Source organism: Pseudenhygromyxa sp. WMMC2535, assembly GCF_011083025.2.
Map to the genome: position 1 here is coordinate 7,715,595 of NZ_JABJWV010000001.1, position 18,281 is coordinate 7,733,875.

At 69.2% G+C, this 18,281-nt stretch carries 14 protein-coding genes; 5 read left to right on the forward strand and 9 right to left on the reverse strand.

Annotation, left to right across the window (positions count from 1 at the left end; genetic code table 11):
* Window positions 1-15: 15 nt before the first annotated feature.
* From mmsA to lon, 6 genes are all read right to left on the reverse strand, one after another.
* Window positions 16-1,515 (reverse strand): CoA-acylating methylmalonate-semialdehyde dehydrogenase, encoded by a 1,500-nt coding sequence (mmsA, locus tag G6O69_RS29890; protein ID WP_172306877.1) that lies wholly within the window; start codon window positions 1,513-1,515, stop codon window positions 16-18.
* A complete protein-coding gene (locus G6O69_RS29895; protein ID WP_172306878.1) occupies window positions 1,512-3,035 on the reverse strand; it encodes an NCS1 family nucleobase:cation symporter-1 in 1,524 nt (507 codons plus the stop codon). The genes mmsA and G6O69_RS29895 overlap by 4 nt, the downstream gene beginning before the upstream one ends.
* A gap of 6 nt (window positions 3,036-3,041) precedes the next feature.
* Window positions 3,042-4,523, reverse strand: a complete 1,482-nt coding sequence (gene hydA / locus G6O69_RS29900) for a dihydropyrimidinase (RefSeq protein ID WP_172306879.1) — start codon at window positions 4,521-4,523, stop codon at window positions 3,042-3,044.
* A 14-nt stretch (window positions 4,524-4,537) separates the two neighbouring features.
* Window positions 4,538-5,404: a nitrilase-related carbon-nitrogen hydrolase gene (locus tag G6O69_RS29905; protein WP_172306880.1), complete on the reverse strand. Its 867-nt coding sequence runs from the start codon at window positions 5,402-5,404 to the stop codon at window positions 4,538-4,540.
* Window positions 5,405-5,563: 159 nt separating this feature from the next.
* A complete protein-coding gene (dnaK, locus tag G6O69_RS29910) occupies window positions 5,564-7,501 on the reverse strand; it encodes a molecular chaperone DnaK (RefSeq protein ID WP_172306881.1) in 1,938 nt (645 codons plus the stop codon).
* 194 nt (window positions 7,502-7,695) lie between these two features.
* A complete protein-coding gene (gene lon / locus G6O69_RS29915; protein ID WP_172306882.1) occupies window positions 7,696-10,062 on the reverse strand; it encodes an endopeptidase La in 2,367 nt (788 codons plus the stop codon).
* A gap of 214 nt (window positions 10,063-10,276) precedes the next feature.
* Between lon and G6O69_RS29920 the strand changes: the two genes are divergently transcribed.
* Together G6O69_RS29920 and G6O69_RS29925 are read left to right on the forward strand one after the other, a co-directional pair.
* Window positions 10,277-12,202 (forward strand): sigma 54-interacting transcriptional regulator, encoded by a 1,926-nt coding sequence (locus tag G6O69_RS29920; protein WP_172306883.1) that lies wholly within the window; start codon window positions 10,277-10,279, stop codon window positions 12,200-12,202.
* Between the two features lie 63 nt (window positions 12,203-12,265).
* On the forward strand, window positions 12,266-13,717 hold the full coding sequence (locus G6O69_RS29925) for a lamin tail domain-containing protein (RefSeq protein ID WP_172306884.1): 1,452 nt from the start codon (window positions 12,266-12,268) through the stop codon (window positions 13,715-13,717).
* 118 nt (window positions 13,718-13,835) lie between these two features.
* Here the strand turns inward: G6O69_RS29925 and G6O69_RS29930 are convergent, their stop codons facing one another.
* Window positions 13,836-13,994 (reverse strand): hypothetical protein, encoded by a 159-nt coding sequence (locus G6O69_RS29930; protein ID WP_172306885.1) that lies wholly within the window; start codon window positions 13,992-13,994, stop codon window positions 13,836-13,838.
* Between the two features lie 215 nt (window positions 13,995-14,209).
* Between G6O69_RS29930 and G6O69_RS29935 the strand changes: the two genes are divergently transcribed.
* From G6O69_RS29935 to G6O69_RS29945, 3 genes are read left to right on the forward strand one after another with little or no spacing between them, the layout of a single operon-like run.
* The gene (locus G6O69_RS29935; RefSeq protein ID WP_172306886.1) at window positions 14,210-15,100 is read left to right on the forward strand and encodes a ParA family protein; all 891 of its coding nucleotides are present in this window, start codon (window positions 14,210-14,212) and stop codon (window positions 15,098-15,100) included.
* A complete protein-coding gene (locus G6O69_RS29940) occupies window positions 15,097-16,035 on the forward strand; it encodes a ParB/RepB/Spo0J family partition protein (protein ID WP_172306887.1) in 939 nt (312 codons plus the stop codon). The genes G6O69_RS29935 and G6O69_RS29940 overlap by 4 nt, the downstream gene beginning before the upstream one ends.
* A gap of 60 nt (window positions 16,036-16,095) precedes the next feature.
* The gene (locus tag G6O69_RS29945) at window positions 16,096-16,818 is read left to right on the forward strand and encodes a TIGR02266 family protein (RefSeq protein ID WP_172306888.1); all 723 of its coding nucleotides are present in this window, start codon (window positions 16,096-16,098) and stop codon (window positions 16,816-16,818) included.
* Window positions 16,819-16,903: 85 nt separating this feature from the next.
* On the opposite strand, the gene folD is transcribed toward G6O69_RS29945, so the two are convergent.
* Complete coding sequence (gene folD, locus G6O69_RS29950) at window positions 16,904-17,773, reverse strand: bifunctional methylenetetrahydrofolate dehydrogenase/methenyltetrahydrofolate cyclohydrolase FolD (RefSeq protein WP_172306889.1); 870 nt, start codon at window positions 17,771-17,773, stop codon at window positions 16,904-16,906.
* Window positions 17,770-18,180, reverse strand: a complete 411-nt coding sequence (locus G6O69_RS29955) for a zinc ribbon domain-containing protein (RefSeq protein ID WP_172306890.1) — start codon at window positions 18,178-18,180, stop codon at window positions 17,770-17,772. The genes folD and G6O69_RS29955 overlap by 4 nt, the downstream gene beginning before the upstream one ends.
* Between the last annotated feature and the right edge of the window lie 101 nt (window positions 18,181-18,281).

The following is an 18,281-nucleotide window of genomic DNA, read 5'->3' on the forward strand; positions in this document are numbered from 1 at the left end:
GCGGTCCTCCTCGGCTCAGCTCATCCAGGTCCAGTCTTTTTGCAGCGCCCACTTGGTGGTGATCTTGCGTGGGCGGGTCCAAAACCGAAACCCGTCCCAGCCGGTGATGTCACCGTGGCCGAACTTGGAGTCGTTCCAGCCGCCGAAGCCGAACGGCTCGCGGGGCACGGGGACGCCGATGTTGACCCCGCACATCCCCGCCTCGACCCGGCCCATGACCTCGCGGGCGATGTGCCCGGAGGTCGTGTAGATCGAGCTGGCGTTGCCGTAGGGGCTGGCGTTCTCGAACGCGATCGCGGCCTCGAGGGTGGGCACGCGGATGATGCTGAGCACCGGTCCAAAGATCTCCTCGCGGGCCGCGGGGCTGTCCGCGGGCACACCGTCGAGGACCGTGGCCCCGAGCCAGTAGCCGCCCGCCTCCTCGCCGCGCTTTTGTCGGCCGTCGACCAGGACCTTGGCCCCGCTCTGCTCGGCCGCGTCGATGTAGCCGCGAATGCGCTCGGCCGCGGCCGCCGAGGTGATCGCCCCGTGGTCGCTGCCCGGGACCAGCTTGGCCGCGCGCTCGGCGATGGCCGCGATGATGTCGTCGACGTCGCCCACGGCCACGAGGTTGGCCGCGGCCATGCAGCGCTGCCCCGAGCAGCCCGTGAACGAGGCGACCACGTTCTCGGCGGTGAGCTCGAGGTCCGCGTCGGGGACGACGATGAGGTGGTTTTTGGCCCCGCCGAGGCACAGCGCGGCCTTGCCCGCGGCCGCCGCCCGGCCGTAGACGAGCTTGGCCACCGGCGTGGAGCCGACGAAGGCCAGGGCGCGGATCTGCGGGTGATCGCAGAGCGCCTCGACGCTGGCCTTGCCGCCGTGGACGAGGTTGAACACGCCCTTGGGCAGACCGGCCTGCTCGAAGAGCTCGGCCAGGCGGATCGTCGACAGCGGGACGCGCTCCGAGGCCTTGAGCACGAAGCAGTTCCCGCTGACGATCGCCTGGGGGATCATCCACAGCGGGACCATCAGCGGGAAGTTGAAGGGCGTGACCCCGGCGACCACGCCGAGCGGCTCATGGACGAGCTGGCAGTGGACCCCGCGGCTGACCTCGAGCTGCGGCCCCCCGGCCATGTTGGGCAGCGAGCAGCCGAACTCCACGCACTCGATGGCCTTGTCGACCTCGGCCAGGGCCTGGGCGTAGACCTTGCCGTTCTCGTGGGAGACCAGCCAGGCCAGCGACTCGCGCTCGGCGTTCATCAAGTCGCGCAGGCGATAGAACACGTGGGCGCGCTCGCGCATCGGCCACGCCCGCCACTCGACCCAGGCAGCCGCAGCAGCCGAGACCGCCGCGTCGACGTCGGCCGCGGCGGACATCGGGGTGGAGCTCATGGCCCGGCCGTAGCGGGGGTTGATCACCTCGGCGCGCTCGCCAGTGCTGGCCTCGCGCCACTCACCGCCGATCCAGTTTTGCGCCGGGGCGACCGCCAAAAACGCGTAGCTGTCTGCTTGGAACTTTCCGAGGATCTCGCTCATGTCGTCTCGCTCTCTTCGCGCTGGCCGCCCTGGTCGGCCTGGTCGGCCAGGGGCTGCGCGCGCATCAACACCCAGTAGAGCCCGCCGCCGACCAAAAAGCCGACGAACCAGGCGTAGGAGTACAGCTGGTCCCAGATCGGGGCCACGGCGTCGACGAAGCCGGCGGCGTGGATGAAGCCCGGGACGTTGGGCAGCACGGCGACGACCAAGGCGATCAGCGCCGCCGGGTTGAAGCCGCCCTTGTAGCGGTAGGGTCCATCGAGGCGGTACAGCCCCTCGAGATCGAGGCGCGTGCGCCGAACCAGGAAGTAGTCGGTGATCAGGATCCCGCCGATCGGCCCGAGCAGCGCCGAGTAGCCGACCAGCCAGGTGAAGATGTAGCCGTCGGTGCTCTCGAGCAGCTTCCAGGGGAAGATGACCACGCCCAGGCCCGCGGTCACGTAGCCGCCGAGGCGGAAGCTGATCTTGCGCGGGTTGACGTTGATCATCGCGTTGGCCGGCGAGACCACGTTGGCGGCGATGTTCGTCGACAGCGTGGCCACGGTCAGCGCGAGCAGCGAGAGCACCACCGAGACGCCCCCGCCCATCTTGCCGAGCAGCACCGTGGGGTCCCAGACCGCCTCGCCGAAGATCACCGTGGTCGCCGAGGTCACCGCGACCGAGATGAACGCGAACAAGGTCATGGTCGCGGGCAAGCCGATGGCCTGGCCGAGGACCTGGTCGCGCTGGGACTTGGCGTAGCGCGTGAAGTCCGGGATGTTGAGGGAGAGCGTCGCCCAAAACCCGACCATGGCGGTCAAGCTGGGGAAGAACACCGACCAAAACTCGCCCTCGCGCGGACCGCCCGCGTCGAACTGGCTCGGCGCCGAGAGCATCGGCCCGAAGCCGTCAGCCTTGACGTAGGCCCACACCAAGAGCGCCAGGCCCATGGCGATCAAAAAGGGCGCCGCGGCGCTCTCGAGCAGGCGGATCGACTCCACGCCGCGGTGGATGATCACCACCTGGAGCGCCCAAAAGCCCAGGAAACAGGCCAGCTCCACGGCGTTGATGCCGAGCACCGGCAGATCCGCGAGCGCCGCGAGGTCGGCCGAGGCCATGACGTCGATCAGCTGAAAGACCGCCGCCCCGCCGACCCAGGTCTGGATCCCGAACCACCCGCAGGCGACCAGGGCCCGGGCCAGGCTGGGCACGTGGGCCCCGAACACCCCGAAGCTGGCCCGGGCCAGCACCGGAAAGGGCACGCCGTACTTGGTGCCCGGGTGGCCGTTGAGGATCATCGGCACGAGCACCACGAGGTTGCCGAGCATGACCGTGAGCACGGCCTGACCCCAGCTCATCCCCTGATCGATCAGGCCGCCGGCGAGCATGTAAGTGGGCACGCAGACCACCATGCCGACCCACAAGCTGGCCATGGCGAGCACCGACCAGTGGCGATCTGCGAGCGCCACCGGTCGAATGTCGTCATTGACCAAGCTGGGGTCGGGGCGATCGAGCTCGAGCTTCGGCACGATCCCTGCCATGCCCGCCTACCCTTCCTGCTCTGGCTCGGGGAGCACGCGCTCGACCGGGCGGACCCGCGCGAGGTCGTTGCGCAGGTTCTGGGCTGCCCAGTAGGTCGCGTGACACGGCCGCTCGACGTAGCGGCCCGCGCCGCGCGTGGTCTTGAGCTCGCCGTCTTCGTAGACCACGCGGCCGCGCGAGAGCGTGAACGCCGGGTTCCCGATCACCTCCATGCCCTCGTAGATCGAGAAGTCGATGTTCTGGTTGTGGGTCTTGGCCGAGATCGTGCGCCGCTTGCTCGGATCCCAGATCACCAGGTCCGCGTCGGCGCCGACGCGGACGGAGCCCTTTTGCGGGTAGATGTTGAAGATCTTGGCGGCGTTGGTCGAGGTCGCGGCCACGAACTCGCTGGCCGTCAGCTTGCCGGTGCGCACGCCGTGGTGCCAGAGCACCGCCATGCGATCCTCGATGCCGTTGGTCCCATTGGGGATCTTGCGGAAGTCGCCGAGGCCCATGCGCTTTTGCGGGGTGCAAAAGCAGCAGTGGTCCGTGGCCGTGGTCTGGAGCATGCCTGACTGCAGCCCGGCCCACAGCGCGTCCTGGTGGTGCTTGGGCCGAAAGGGCGGGCTCATCACGTGGTGCGCGGCCTTGTCCCAGTCCGGGTCGCGGTAGACCGAGTCGTCGATGACCAGGTGCTGGGCGAGGACCTCGGCGAACACCCGCTGGCCCTCGAGGCGAGCCCGAGTCACGGCCTCGAGCGCGTCGATGCACGAGGTGTGCACGAGGTAGACCGGGACGCCCAGGACCTCGGCGATGCGGATCACCCGGTTGGCGGCCTCGCCCTCGACCTCGGGCGGACGCGAGAGCGGGTGGCCCTCGGGACCGGTGATCCCGGCCTCGAACACCGCCTGCTGCAGCGCCCACACGAGCTCGCCGTTCTCGGCGTGGACCGTGCACAACGCCCCCAGGTCGCCGGCGCGACGAAAGCTGTTAATCAGCACCTCGTCGTCGCACATGATCGCGCCCTTGTAGGCCATGAAGTGCTTGAAGCTGTTGACCCCGTGCTCGCGGGTCAGCGTGCCCATGTCGTCGTGGACAGACTTGTCCCACCAGGTCACGGCCACGTGCAGGCCGTAGTCGCAGGCGGCCTTCTCGGCCCAGCCGCGCCACTTGTGGAAGGCCGCGAGCAGCGGCTCTTGGGGGTCGGGGATCACGAAGTCGATCGCCATCGTGGTCCCGCCGGCAGCCGCCGCCGAGGTCCCCGTGAAGAAGTCCTCGGAGGCCACCGTGCCCATGAAGGGCAGCTCCATGTGGGTGTGCGGGTCGATGCCGCCGGGCATCACGAAGGCCCCTGAGGCGTCGATCACCCGCGCCCCGCCCGGGGCGTCGAGGGTCTCGTCCTCTTCGGCGATCGCCGCGATGGTCTCGCCGACGATCAACAGATCGGCTCGGCGCTCGTCGTCGGCGGTCACCACCGTGCCGCCGCGGATCACGATTGCGTCAGTCATCGCGGCCGTCCTCCTCAGGTCTTGGTCAGCTCGTCGTAGGCCTCGGGCCGACGGTCACGGTAGAACTGCCAGGTCGAGCGGACCTCGTCGATCAGCGAGAGGTCGAGGTCCGCGATCACCAGCTCGTCGTCGTCCTCCGAGCCCTCGGCGATGAACTCGCCGCGCGGGTTGACGAAGTAGCTGCTGCCGTAGAACTTGCCGATGTTCCACGGCGCCTCGGTGCCCACGCGGTTGATCGCGCCCACGTAGTAGCCGTTGGCCACGGCGTGGGCCGGCTGCTCGAGCTTCCACAGGTACTGCGAGAGCCCGGCCACCGTCGCGCTCGGGTTGAACACGATCTCGGCGCCGTTGAGCCCCAGGCAGCGCGCGCCCTCGGGGAAGTGGCGGTCGTAGCAGATGTACACACCGATCTTGGCGTAGCGGGTCTGGAACACCGGGTAGCCGCCGGTGCCGGGCTTGAAGAAGAACTTCTCCCAAAAGCCCGCGACCTGCGGGATGTGCTGCTTGCGGTACTTGCCGAGGTAGGTCCCGTCGGCGTCGATCACCGCCGCGGTGTTGTAGTAGACGCCGCGCATGGCCTTCTCGTAGATCGGCAGGACCATCACCATCTCGTACTTCTTGGCGATCGGAGCCATGCGCTCGACCATCGGCCCGGGGACGGGCTCGGCGAGCTCATACCAACGCGGGTCCTGGCTGGCGCAGAAGTAGGGTCCGCTGAAGATCTCTTGCAGGCAGAGGATCTGAACGCCCTTCTTGCCCGCGTCCTCGATCATCGGGATGTGCTTTTGGATCATGGCCTCGGAGATCTCGGCCACGGGGCGACTCTCGTCGTTGATCGGGTTGGCACACTGAATCAGTCCACAACGTACGGTATCGGCCATCTCTTCGCTCTACTCGCGCTTGGGGTTGGGAGGTGGACCAACCTTACAGTGGGGTCGCGGCCGGGTACAGTGAGTTGAAGCAAAGAAGAAGGGAGAGACCTCGAAGGCCTCTCCCCTCTCGTTTGGGAGCCAGCGAGCCCTTGGAGGGCTAGGCGAAGCTCAGTTCTTCTCCTCGAACTCCGCGTCGATCACGTCGCCCTCGTCCGAGCTCGCGCCCGCGTCGGCTCCCGGAGCTCCGCCCGCGGCGGCGCCGGGATCGAAGCCCGCCCCCGGCTCGGCACCGGGCGCCCCCTCGCCCTGGCCGTACATGGCCTGCGCGAGCTTGTGCGAGGCAGCGGTCAGCTTCTCCTGGGCGGCCTTGACCTTGTCGTCGTCCTGGGACTCGAGGGCCTCCTTGGCCTCGGTGAGCGCCGCGTCGACCTCGGTCTTCGCGTCGGCCGGCAGCTTGTCGCCGTTCTCGCTGAGCAGCTTCTCGATCTGGAGGATGGTCGCGTCGAGCTGGTTGCGGTTCTCGACCGCCTCACGCCGCTTCGTGTCCTCCTCCTCGTGCGCCTTGGCGTCGTCGACCATGCGCTGGATGTCGTCCTCGGACAGGCCGGAGCTCGCGGTGATCGTGATCTTCTGCTCCTTGCTGGTCGCCTTGTCCTTGGCCGAGACGTTGACGATGCCGTTGGCGTCGATGTCGAAGGTGACCTCGATCTGCGGCACGCCGCGCGGGGCCGGGGGGATGCCGACGAGGCTGAACTTGCCCAAGGTGCGGTTGTCACCGGCCATCTTGCGCTCGCCCTGGACCACGTGGACCTCGACGCTCGGCTGGTTGTCGGCCGCGGTCGTGAAGGTCTCGGACTTGCGCGTGGGGATGGTGGTGTTGCGCGGGATGAGCGTGGTCATCACGCCGCCGAGGGTCTCGATGCCCAGCGAGAGCGGGGTGACATCGACGAGCACGATGTCGCTGACGTCGCCGGAGAGCACGCCGGCCTGGACCGCGGCGCCGAGACCAACGACCTCGTCGGGGTTGACGCCCTTGTTGGGGCCCTTGCCGAAGAACTCCTGCACGGCCTTTTGGACCATGGGGATGCGGGTCGAGCCGCCGACGAGCAGGACCTCGTCGATCTCGCCCTTGTCCTTCTTGGCGTCCGCGAGCGCCTTCTTGACCGGCTCGATGCTGCGCTTGACCAGGTCCTCGATCATCGACTCGAAGCGCGCGCGGCTGAGCTTGATCTGCAGGTGCTTGGGGCCGCTGGCGTCGGCGGTCAGGAAGGGCAGGTTGATGTCGGTCTCGGTCGCGTGCGAGAGCTCGATCTTGGCCTTCTCGGCGGCGTCCTTGAGGCGCTGGCGGACGAGCTTGTCGCCGCTGACGTCCATGCCCGTGTCCTTCTTGAACTCCTCGAGCAGCCAATCCATGATCCGCACGTCGAAGTCGTCGCCGCCGAGATGCGTGTCGCCGTTGGTCGAGATGACCTCGACCACGTTCTCGGCGACCTCGAGGATCGAGATGTCGAAGGTGCCGCCACCGAGGTCGTAGACCGCGATGATCTGCTCTTCCTCGCTGCCCTTGGCCCGGCCGTAGGCGAGCGCCGCCGCCGTGGGCTCGTTGACGATGCGCTTGACGTCGAGGCCAGCGATGCGGCCGGCGTCCTTGGTGGCCTGGCGCTGCGAGTCGTTGAAGTAGGCCGGGACGGTGATCACGGCCTCGTTGACCGGCTCACCCAGGTAGTCCTCGGCGGCCTTCTTGAGCTTCATGAGCACGCGCGCGCTGATCTCCGGCGGCGGGTAGACCTTGCCGCCGACGTCGAAGTTCGCGTCGCCGTTGGCGGCCGCGACGACCTTGAAGGGCATGCGCTTGGCCTCTTCGCCGACCTCGGCGAAGCGCCGGCCGATGAAGCGCTTGGCGGAGAACACGGTGTTCTCGGGGTTGGTGATGGCCTGGCGGCGAGCCTGCTGGCCGACGAGGACGTTGCCGCTGGCTTCGAAGGCGACCACCGAGGGGGTGGTCCGGCCGCCTTCTTCGTTGGTGATGACCTGGGGCTCGTTGCCCTCCATGACCGCGACGACGGAGTTGGTGGTGCCGAGGTCGATACCGATGATCTTGCCCATTGCTTTGAAATCCTTGTGAGGTGTGGGTTGTGCGCTGTCGGGGCAGCGGCGCCGAAGGTCCGGTCGAGCGGCGGCGGCGCAGGCCCCGGGAATCGTTTCGGCGCCGAACCTAAGTCGGTCAATTGATGTGTCAAGCGGCGTTCAGGCCGTCTTTTTCGAGGCCGGAACGCCGCTTGGCGGGCACGAAGGGCGATCTAGTCGGCCTTGGCGTCTTCGAGGGCGCCCGCGAGCACGTCGTCGACGACCTTGGCGTAGATGATCTCCATCTCGCTGCGAATCTCCTCGGGGACGTCGACGACGTCCTTCTCGTTGCGCTCTGGCAGGAAGATCCGGCGGATCCCTGCGCGGTGCGCTGCGAGCAGCTTCTCCTTGATGCCACCCACCGGGAGCACGAGACCGCGCAGGGTTATCTCGCCGGTCATGGCCACGTCCGCGCGGATGCAGCGACCCGTGAGCAGAGACACGAGCGCCGAGAAGATGGCGACGCCCGCCGAGGGTCCGTCTTTGGGAATGGCGCCAGCGGGGACGTGAATGTGGATGTCCCGGCTCTCGAGGGCCTCGGCCGCGATCCCAAACTGGTCGAAGTGGCTCTTGAGGTAGCTCATCGCCGCCTGAGCCGACTCCTTCATGACGTCGCCGAGCTGGCCGGTGAGCATCAGGCCGCCCTTGCCCGGCATCGCCGTGGCCTCGATGAACATGATCTCGCCGCCGGTCGGCGTCCACGCCAGGCCCGTGGCCACGCCCGGCGAGGCCGTGCGGTCGGCCATCTCGGGCATGAATTTTTGTGGCCCGAGGTAGTCGGGGATGTCCTTGGCCGCGATCTCGACCTCGCCCGAGAGCTCGTCCTCGACGAACTTCACGGCCACGCCGCGGATCACCGAGGAAATCTCGCGCTGGAGGTTACGGACGCCGGCCTCACGCGTGTAGCTGTCGATGACCTCCATGATCGCGTCATCCGAGAAGGTCAGCGCGAGGTCCTCGCGGTCGAGGCCGTGGTCGCCGATCTGCTTGGGGATCAGGAAGCGCCGGGCGATCGCCAGCTTCTCCTGGCGCGTGTAGCCGGGCAGCTCGAGGATCTCGAGGCGATCCTTGAGCGCCGGGGGGATCGGGTCGATGGTGTTCGCCGTGGCGATGAACATCACCCGCGAGAGGTCGAAGGCGACCTCGAGGTAGTGATCCGAGAAAGTGTGGTTTTGCTCGGGATCGAGGACCTCGAGCAGCGCCGAGGCCGGGTCACCGCGGAAGTCGTGGCCGAGCTTGTCGATCTCGTCGAGGACGATCACCGGGTTGTTGGTCCCGGCGCGCTTGAGGGCCTGGATCAGTCGGCCGGGCAGCGAGCCGACGTAAGTCCGCCGGTGGCCGCGGATCTCGGCCTCGTCACGCACGCCGCCGAGGCTGATGCGCACGAAGCTGCGCCCGATCGCCCGGGCGACGCTCTTGCCCAGGGAGGTCTTGCCCACGCCGGGCGGCCCGACAAGGCAGAGGATCGGCCCCTTCTTGGAGGCGTTGAGCTTGAGCACCGCCATGTACTCGAGGATCCGCTTTTTGACCTTCTCGAGGTCGTAGTGGTCCTCGTTGAGCACGTCGCGGACGGTGCCGATCTCGAGCTGGTCCTCGGTCGAGACCGACCAGGGCAGATCGACGAGCCACTCGAGGTAGGTCCGCGTGACCGTGTACTCGGCGCTCGAGGGCTGCATCTGCTTGAGGCGGTTGAGCTGCTTGAAGGCGACCTTCTCGGCCTCCTCCGACATCTTGGCCTCGGCGATCTTTTGCTCGAACTCGTCGGCCTCGGCGTTCTCGTCGTCGATCTCGCCGAGCTCGCCCTTGATCGCCTTGAGCTGCTGACGCAGCACGTACTCGCGCTGCGAGTGGCCCATCTCTTCTTGGACCTGGGTGTTGATGCGCTCGCGGATCTCGAGGATCTCGAGCTGGCGAGTGAGCAGGGTCAGGACCTTGCGCAGGCGCTCGCTGACGTCGAAGGCCTCGAGCACCTCTTGCTTCTCGGCCGGCTCGATGTCGAGGTTCGAGGCGACGAGGTCGGCGACCTGCCCGGGCTCGTTGACGCTGTCGAGCAGCGCCGCGGCCTCGCGGGGCAGCTCGGGGACCAGCGAGATCAGCTTGCGCGCGGTCTCCTTGATGTTCGCGACCAGGGCCTCGGCCTCGAGCTTGACCGGGTGGATCTCGGCGAGCTCGCTGACCCGGGCCTGCAAGAACGGCTCGTCGGACACGAGCTCCTCGATCTTGATGCGCACGACCCCCTGGAGGATCACCGAGTAGTTGTCGCGGGCGAGCTTGATGACCTTGAGGATGCGGACGGCACAGCCGACCTCGTGCAGGTCCTTGGCGCTCGGGTCTTCGGTGCGCGCGTCCTTTTGCGTGACGATGCCGATGATCGGTCGCTCGGCTGCGATCGCCTCTTCGATCAACTTCACCGACTTGGGACGACCAACGTCGATGGGGATGATCGAGCCTGGGAAGAGGACCGAGTTGCGCAGCGGAAGCAAGGAGATGACCTCGGGAAGGTCCTTGATTTCTTCTATCTGCGGCGTCGTACTAGTCATGCGCGGCGTGTCCCCGGATACCCTGCGAACGTATCACCCGCCCCCCCCCTGTCAACCGAAGAAACCGCGCTCCATGGCCCCACAGGGGGGGTTGTGCCCCATCCGTCGACGCGCCCGCGAGCGCTCGGCGAGGCGAGCCCTGCCGCGGGCACGGCCGACGGGGCGGCAGCGAGGGTCTATCGAAGGCCCCGCCCCTTCGGGTAAAACGAGGGTCGTGGCCGTTCATCACCTCGGCGTGATCGTGCGTGCCGGGCCCGACACCGGCCTGCGCGCTCGAGTTCGTCGCGGCGAGACCCTCAGCGTTGGACGGGGCGAAGGCGAAGGCCTGCGCCTCGCCGACCAAGCCGTGTCACGCCATCACCTCAGCCTCAGCCTCGGCGAGGACGGCGGCGTGTTGCTCGTGGAGGTCGCGGGGGTCAACCCGGTCTGGACACTCGAAGAGGGTCAACGGCGCACGCTCACCGGTGGCGAGCGCCTCGAGCCCGGGGCGGCGCTGACCGTGGGCAACACGACCCTGGGCTTCGAGATCGAGGCTCTCGGCGCGGAACCGAGCGCAGCTGCAAGTATGGTTGCGAGCCCCGGCGTGACCACGGACGAGCGCGGCACCATCGAGCTCGACCTGCGTCACGGTGCACAAAGCCGGCTGGCCGCCCTCGCGGCCCTGGGCGATCGCCTGGCCCGCTGCGCGTCCTTGCAGGCGGTCTATCGCACCGCGAGCCAGTGGGCCGTCGAGGCCCTGCCAGCCAGCCGCGCGCTGCTGCTGAGCCCCGACGGCAGCGACATCTTGGCGGCCGCGAGCTCGGGGCCGGTCCTCGATCTCGCCCTCTCGCGCACGCTCCTGAGCCGCGTCCTCGCCCAGAGCCGCGCCGTGCTCGTGCGCGACGTGCTGTCCGAGCCCGACCTCGCCGACCGCCGCTCGGTCCAGGTCCGCGGCATCCAGGCGGCCATGGCCGCGCCCGCGCGCAACTTGGTGTTCTACGCCGAAGGGGGCGCCAGCGAGGCCACCCGCGGACGCTGGGACGACAGCGCCCTCAACCTGCTCGTGTGTGCGGCCCAGCTCCTCGACGCCCTCGGCGACAGCGCCAGCGAGCGCTCGCAGATGCGCGCCGTGTTGTCCTCGCAGGGCGCAGAGGGGGCGCACGGCCCCGGTCACGGGCGCATCGTCGGTTCATCGGCAGCTGTCAAAAAGCTCCACGTGTTCCTCGAGCGGGTCGCGGCGACCAACGCCACGGTCCTCGTCAACGGCGAGAGCGGCACGGGTAAAGAGCTCGCCGCTCGCATGATCCACGCGCGCTCGCCCCGAGCCAGCCGGCCCTTCGTCGCCATCAACTGCGCCGCCGTGCCCGAGAACCTGCTCGAGAGCGAGTTCTTTGGCCACGAAAAGGGTGCCTTCACCGGGGCCGTCGCCCGCCACGCCGGGGTCTTCGAGCGCGCCCACACTGGCACGCTCTTCCTCGACGAGATCGCCGAGATGGCGCCCTCGACTCAAGCTCGCATGCTGCGCGTGCTCGAGGAGCGCTGCTTCACCCGGGTCGGCGGCACCGAGGAGGTCCACGTCGATGTCCGCCTGGTCGCGGCCACCCACCGCGATCTTCGGGCGATGGTCGAGCGCGGCCAGTTCCGCGAGGATCTTCTCTACCGGCTCAGCGTCATCCAGACCCGACTCCCCCCTCTGCGAGAGCGCCGCGAGGACATCCCCGAGCTCGCCCGGCACTTTTGTGACGTGCTCGGTGATGGCATGGGGCGACACATCGACACGATCACCCCCGAGGCCATGCAGGTGCTCACCAGCTACCGCTGGCCAGGCAACATCCGCGAGCTTCGCAACGTCATCGAGCGCGCCTTGGTGCTCGGAGATGGGCGCGCCCTCGAGCTCGACGATCTCCCCCCGGAGCTCCAGCACGCCGCGCCGGCGCGCCAGCATGGGGGGGATGAGGGTGAGGGTGAGGGCGAAGGCGAGCGCGAGCGCGGAGGCTCGCCGCGGATCTCGCCACAGAAGGTCGTGCCCCTCGCGGAGCTCGAGCAGCAGGCGATCGCGGCCGCCCTCCAGGCGACCGGCGGCAACAAGGCCCGGGCGGCCGCCCTCCTGGGCATCGATCGCACCACGCTCTATCGCAAGCTCAAGGACCAGCAAAAGTAGGAGGCTCGGCGAGCCAATCTGCGCTCGCCTGCAATTGTCGCTCGCCCGGGCCGAAGACTGGGCATGCGACACCACGCCTCGCCCAGTCACCTGCACACTTGCCCCCAACGGATCCGCCACCGGAACATCTGGCCCCGCGGCCTGAAGGGCCCTGCCCTCCTGACCCTCGGCCTCGCCCTCGTCGCCTGCGTCGAGGCGCCGGAGCTCGAGGCCTGGGATCCCGCCCCGCCCGATCTCGGCGCCGTGGACACCTGGGGTCCGCTCGAGCCCGTCGTCGGCCTGGAGCCTGGCGAGGCCGATGCCGCCACGCCCTGGCTGGACGAGGGCGGCCACCTGCCCGAGCCCGATGCCGAAGAAGACCCCCCGGATCCCGCCCTCGCCCAGCTGCGCATCACCGAGGCGCTCGTGGATCCCGAGGGCAAGGACGGCGGCGCCGACTCGCCGGAATTCGTCGAGCTCTTCAACCCCGGCCCCGACCCCGTCCCCCTCGCGGGCTTCGCCCTCGCGGCCCTGAGCTGGCCCGAGCTCGACGCGACCGATCTCGGGCTCGCGGAGCTCAGCCTCGATCCCGGCGACCTCTTGGTGATCCAGCGCTGGGCCAAGGACGTGGATCCGAGCCTCGCCGAGCCGAGGATCGAAGACGGAGTGATCTTCACCGGCTTCCTCCACGCCAGCGGCCTGCGCAACGCAGACGGCGAGATCGCGCTGCCGAGCGCCGACGCCCTGCCCCACGATCGCCTGGTCTACGGCGCCGCGCCTGCGACCAGCGAGGGCTGGTTGGGCGCTCCCCTCGCCACGCCTGGATCCGGCGAGTCCATGTGCCGACTCGCCCCCGCGACCGACAGCGATCGGGCCGAGGACTGGGGCGCCTGCACGCCCGCGGCCGGCGTCCTCGAGCCGCTGCCCCTCGACCAGGCGGGCGACTCGGACGTGGGCGACCCCGGAGATCTCGGCGACGAGGGGGGCGCGAGCGACGAGGGCGAAGAAGTGCCCCCGGCCGCGGTCCCCTTCACCGCCCTCCAGATCGTCGAGGTCCACGCCGATCCCCCCGGCCCCGCGAGCAGCGAGAAGGCCTGGGAGTACGTCGAGATCCTCAACCGCTCGACGGAGCCGGTCGATCTCGCCGACTGCTGGATCGCCGACGCAGACAGCTTCGACGCCCCCGGGACGGATCCGCTGATCTACCGCGAGGGCGAGGGCGGCTGCGATCCCGAGACCTGCCTGGCCCCCGGTCGCCGCGCGCTGATCGTCGCCGACGGTTACCTCGGCGAGGTCGGCGAGGCCCTGGTCCTGCGCACCGACGACAGCACGATCGCCGACGGCGGCCTGACGACCCTCGAGCCGGTCAGCCTGTGGGACGGGCTCGGCGAGCTGGTCAGCAGCTACCGCCTGTGGGAGGACCCCCAGGCCGAGCCGCTCGTCACGGACGAGCAGCCGCTGCACCGCGTCGACCCTGGCGCGGAGGATCTGCCCAGCGCCTGGGTCGTCGCGCCCGCCAGCCCCGGCCTGCCCTGAGCGCGGCCGGCCGGCGACGCAAAAAAACGGCCCCCGACGTCAACCGACGCCGGGGGCCTGGCAGCGAGACGGGGCGGCCGTGACCCGATGGCCGCCCTGCGATCGAAACTCGAGACGATCAGTCCCAGCGGCTGGCGCGAGGGCGGATGAACAGCTCCTCCTCGGCCTCGAGATCCTCGAGCAGCTCGAGCTCGTCCTTGCCCAACTCGCGGTCCCCGTAGTCGAAGGCCTCGCGCTGGAATTCCTCAAAGCTGCTGAAACGTTGGCGGAAGTACATGACAGGTCGTCTCCTGAGGTCTGGTCTGTTCGTCTGTGGCCGTATTGGCCGAGAAACTTTGTTTGCGCGCCCAGAGAGGGGCTCTGCGCCCTGCGCGGCGTCGGCGAGATGGATAGTAGGGCCGTGTCCTACATGTAGGCAAAAAACATACTCGAAATTCTTCGGCCCCCGATCCGGTGCCCAACTTCGCGGCGGGTGGTAAGGATGAGCGCCCCGTGCCTGAGGCCAAGCACAGCTCCGACCCCGCCAAGCGCGCCAAGCCCTCGACCACGAGTCGGACGGGCCCGCAAGTCCTGGCGATCAGCAACCAAAAAGGTGGTGAGGGCAAGACCACCACGGCGGTCAACCTCGCCGCGAGCCTCGCCGCGGCCGAGCGCCGGGTGCTGCTCATCGACCTCGACCCGCAAGGAAACGCCAGCTCCTCGGTGGGCTACCCGCGAGGGGCCGCCCAGCGCGGGACCTACGACCTGCTCCTGGGTCAGGCCACCCTCGCGGAGGTCGTGCACCCCACGGAGCTCGAGCGCCTCGAGGTGGTCCCCGCGTCCACGGATCTCGCCGGCGCGGAGATCGAGCTGGTCTCCGTCGAGGGCCGCGAGTCCGTGCTCGCGCGGGCCCTGAAGCAGGCCCAGTCCAAGCAGGGCAAGGGCAAGGGCGTGCCCTGGGAGTTCGTGGTCCTCGACTGCCCGCCCTCGCTGGGCATCCTCACCCTCAACGCGCTCGTCGCCGCGACCTCGGTGCTGATCCCCATGCAGGCCCGCTACTTCTCCCTCGAGGGCCTCGGGGCCCTCGTCGGCACCATCGAGCGCGTCCGCGCGAGCCTCAACCCCACGCTGAGCGTCGAGGGCATCGTGTTTTGCATGTTCGACCGGCGCACCAACCTCGCCCAGCAGGTGGTCAGCGAGGTCGAGGGCCACTTCCCCGGGCAAGTCTTCGAGACCGTGATCCCCCAGAACATCCGCCTCAGCGAGAGCCCCAGCTTCGGCAAGCCGGCGCTGCTCTACGACATCGAGAGCAAGGGCGCCCAGGCCTACCTGGCCCTGGCCAAGGAGCTGCTCGAGCGTCAGCGGGACCGCGCGTCCACCACCACCAAGCGAGCCCAGTCGTGAGCCGGCCCAAGCGGACGGCCCTCGGCCGAGGGCTGGGTGCCCTGATCCCCACGCCGCCGCCCGCCCCCACAGGCGACGCTGCCGCGGCCGGCCAGAGCGCTGGCGGCTCTGGAGCCCCCCGCGAGCTGCCCATCGAGGCCATCGAGGCCAACCGCGAGCAGCCGCGCAAGCACTTCGACGAGGATCGCCTGCGCGAGCTCGCCGACAGCATCGACGCCCAGGGGATCATCCAGCCGATCATCGTCACGCCCCTGCCTGGCCGCGGCCCCGACGAGCCTCGCTACCAGATCCTCGCGGGTGAGCGGCGCTGGCGTGCGTCCCAGCTCGCGGGCTTGCACCACGTCCCCGTCGTCGTCCGCGACACCCCCGAGGCCGACCGCCTCGAGCTCGCGCTGGTCGAGAACCTCCAGCGCGCGGATCTAAACCCCGTCGAAGAGGCCCAGGCCTACCAGGCGCTGCTCGATCTACACGGCTACACCCAGGCCGAGCTCGCCTCGCGCGTGGGCAAGGAGCGCAGCACCGTCGCCAACGCCCTGCGCCTGCTCAAATTGCCCAGCCAGGTCCAGGATCTGCTGATCACCGGCAAGCTCGGCATGGGCCACGCCCGCGCCCTGCTCGGTCTCGACCGCGCCGCCGACATGCGCGAGCTCGCGGCCGAGATCGTCCGCCGCTCGTGGAGCGTGCGCCAGACCGAGGCCGAGGTCCGCCGGCGCACCCAGCCCGCCGCGCCGCCCAAGCCCGAGCCCGACGACGACCGCAAACGCCACGAGATCATCGTTCGCGATCTCGAGGGTCGAATTCGCCGGCACCTCGGCGTCCAGGCTCGCCTCAAGACGGGGAAGTCATCCAAGGGGCCCGGGACCATCGAGCTGCCCTACAAGGACCTCGACGAGCTCCAGCGCCTGCTCCATACGCTGCTCGGAGACGCAGGATAGTCACGAGGAAAAGCTGCACTTTTTGTCCGCTGGCCTACGGACGCTGCTAGGCTCGCGGGGATGTCGAGTCGGCGTGAGCACGTCCAGCGAGACCCACGCGCCGGCGTGGTCCTCGAGGTCCGCTACCGCAACGCTGGGCAGTTCCTGGTCTCCTACTGCACCAACTTGTCGCGCGGCGGCCTGTTCATCAGCACGCCTCAACCCGAACCCGTGGGCAGTGATCTCATGCTCTCGCTGCGGGTCCCCGGGCGCTCGATCCCGGTCGCGGTCAAGGCCAAGGTCCGCTGGAACCGGATGGCCGACAACGAGGATGGGCCCGCGGGCATGGGCCTGAGCTTCGCGGACCTCGACGGCGTGCTCGGCGAGCACATCGATCGGCTGGTGACCTCGGCCGCGCCCCTGCGCATCGACCTCGTCGGGCGCAGCGACCACGCCTCGGCCCACCTCCACGCCCTGCTGCGCTCGTTGGTCAATTGCCAGACCCGGCAGCTCGCCCTCCAGTCGGGCATCGAGCACGTCCTGGGTCGCTCGGATCTGGTCCTCGTCGACGTCGACGGCCACCCCCGCAACGCCCTGGCCCTGCTCGAGAGCCTGCGCAACCGCGACGAGACCCCGCCGGTGCTCGCCCTGTGCAACGACCGCGACGCCGACATGCGCGAGCGTGTCGCTCGCTTCGCCTCGGTGATCCCCACCCCGGTCGACAAGCGCGAGCTTCAGCTCAAGGTGCTCGAGAAGCTCGGCCAGGTCCAGTTCGTTCAGACCTCGTCGAGCGCCTCGCAGTAGCGCCAGGTGCCTCTCGACGCCCTTTCTTTCATCGTGGGTCTCGCCCGGCGCAGCTGGGCAGCGACGCCGGCCCGATCCGAGCGACCTAGCTCGAGGCGGCCTCGGCCGCCTCGACGACGTTGGCGAGCAAGCAGGCGATGGTCATCGGCCCGACCCCACCGGGGACCGGGGTGATCCAGCCCGCGCGCGCGGCCGCAGCCTCGAACGCCACGTCCCCGACCAGCTTGGGCTTGTCGCCGCCAGCGTCGACGCGGTTGATGCCCACGTCGATCACGACGGCGCCAGGCTTGATCCACTCGCCGCGGACCAGCTCCGGTCGGCCCACCGCCGCGACGACGACGTCGGCGCCACGGACCTCGGCCTCGAGGTCCGCGGTCCGCGAGTGCGCGATGGTGACGGTCGCGTTTTGCTGAAGCAGCAGCTGCGCGACGGGCTTGCCGACGATGTTCGAGCGCCCGATGACCAGCGCGCGCTTGCCCGAGAGCTCGATCCCCGACGCCGCGATCAGGCGCATGCAGCCCTGGGGCGTGCAGGCGACGAAGCGCGGCACGCCGAGCATCAGCAGGCCGAGGTTGTCGGGGTGAAAGCCGTCGACGTCCTTGCGCGGATCCACGGCCTCGAGCACGCGGCGCTCGTCGACGCCGGCGGGCAAGGGCAGCTGGACCAGGATCCCGTGCACGCTCTCGTCGGCGTTGAGCTCGGCGATGCGCTCGAGCAGCGCCTCGGTGCTCGTCGTCGCGGGCATGCGGTGGTCTCGGGTCTCGATGCCCACCGAGGCCGCCTTGCGCTCCTTGGAGCGCACGTAGATCTTGGACGCGGGATCGTCCCCGACGAGCACGACCGCCAGGCAGGGCGTGCGCCCAGCCGCGGTGCAGGCCTGGACCCGCCCCCCGAGCTCGGCGAGGACGCGCTTGGCCAGGGCCTTACCGTCGAGCAGCTTGGCCGACTCGCTCATGCCGCCGACGACTTGCCGCTGGAGCCACCCGAGCCACCCGAGCCGCCAGATCCACCGGTTCCACCGGTTCCACCCGAGCTCGCGCTGCCACCGGAGGAGCCCGTCGAGCCCCCGCTGGTGCCGGAAGAGGACGACGAAGAGTCGGACGAAGACGCGCTGGAGGAAGACCCAGACGACCCAGACGACGAGCTACCCGAGCTCAAGCCGCCCGAGTCTGCGCCCGCCTTTGGCGTGGCGTAGAGATCCTTGTACCAACCGCCACCTTTGAGGTGGAACGCGGCCGAGGTCATCAGCTTGCTCAGGGACCCTCCGCAGCTGCTGCAGACCTCCACGGGGTCGTCACTGATCTTCTGGATGTGCTCCTCTTGGGCGCCACAGCTGGCGCAGCGGTAGCGATAGATCGGCATGGCGCAGGGACTGTAGGCGCGCTGGCGCAGGGGTCAAGCCCAATCGGAACATTTCCGTGGATGGCGCGTCGTCCCCGAGGTGGCGCCCCGTGCTTTGCGCG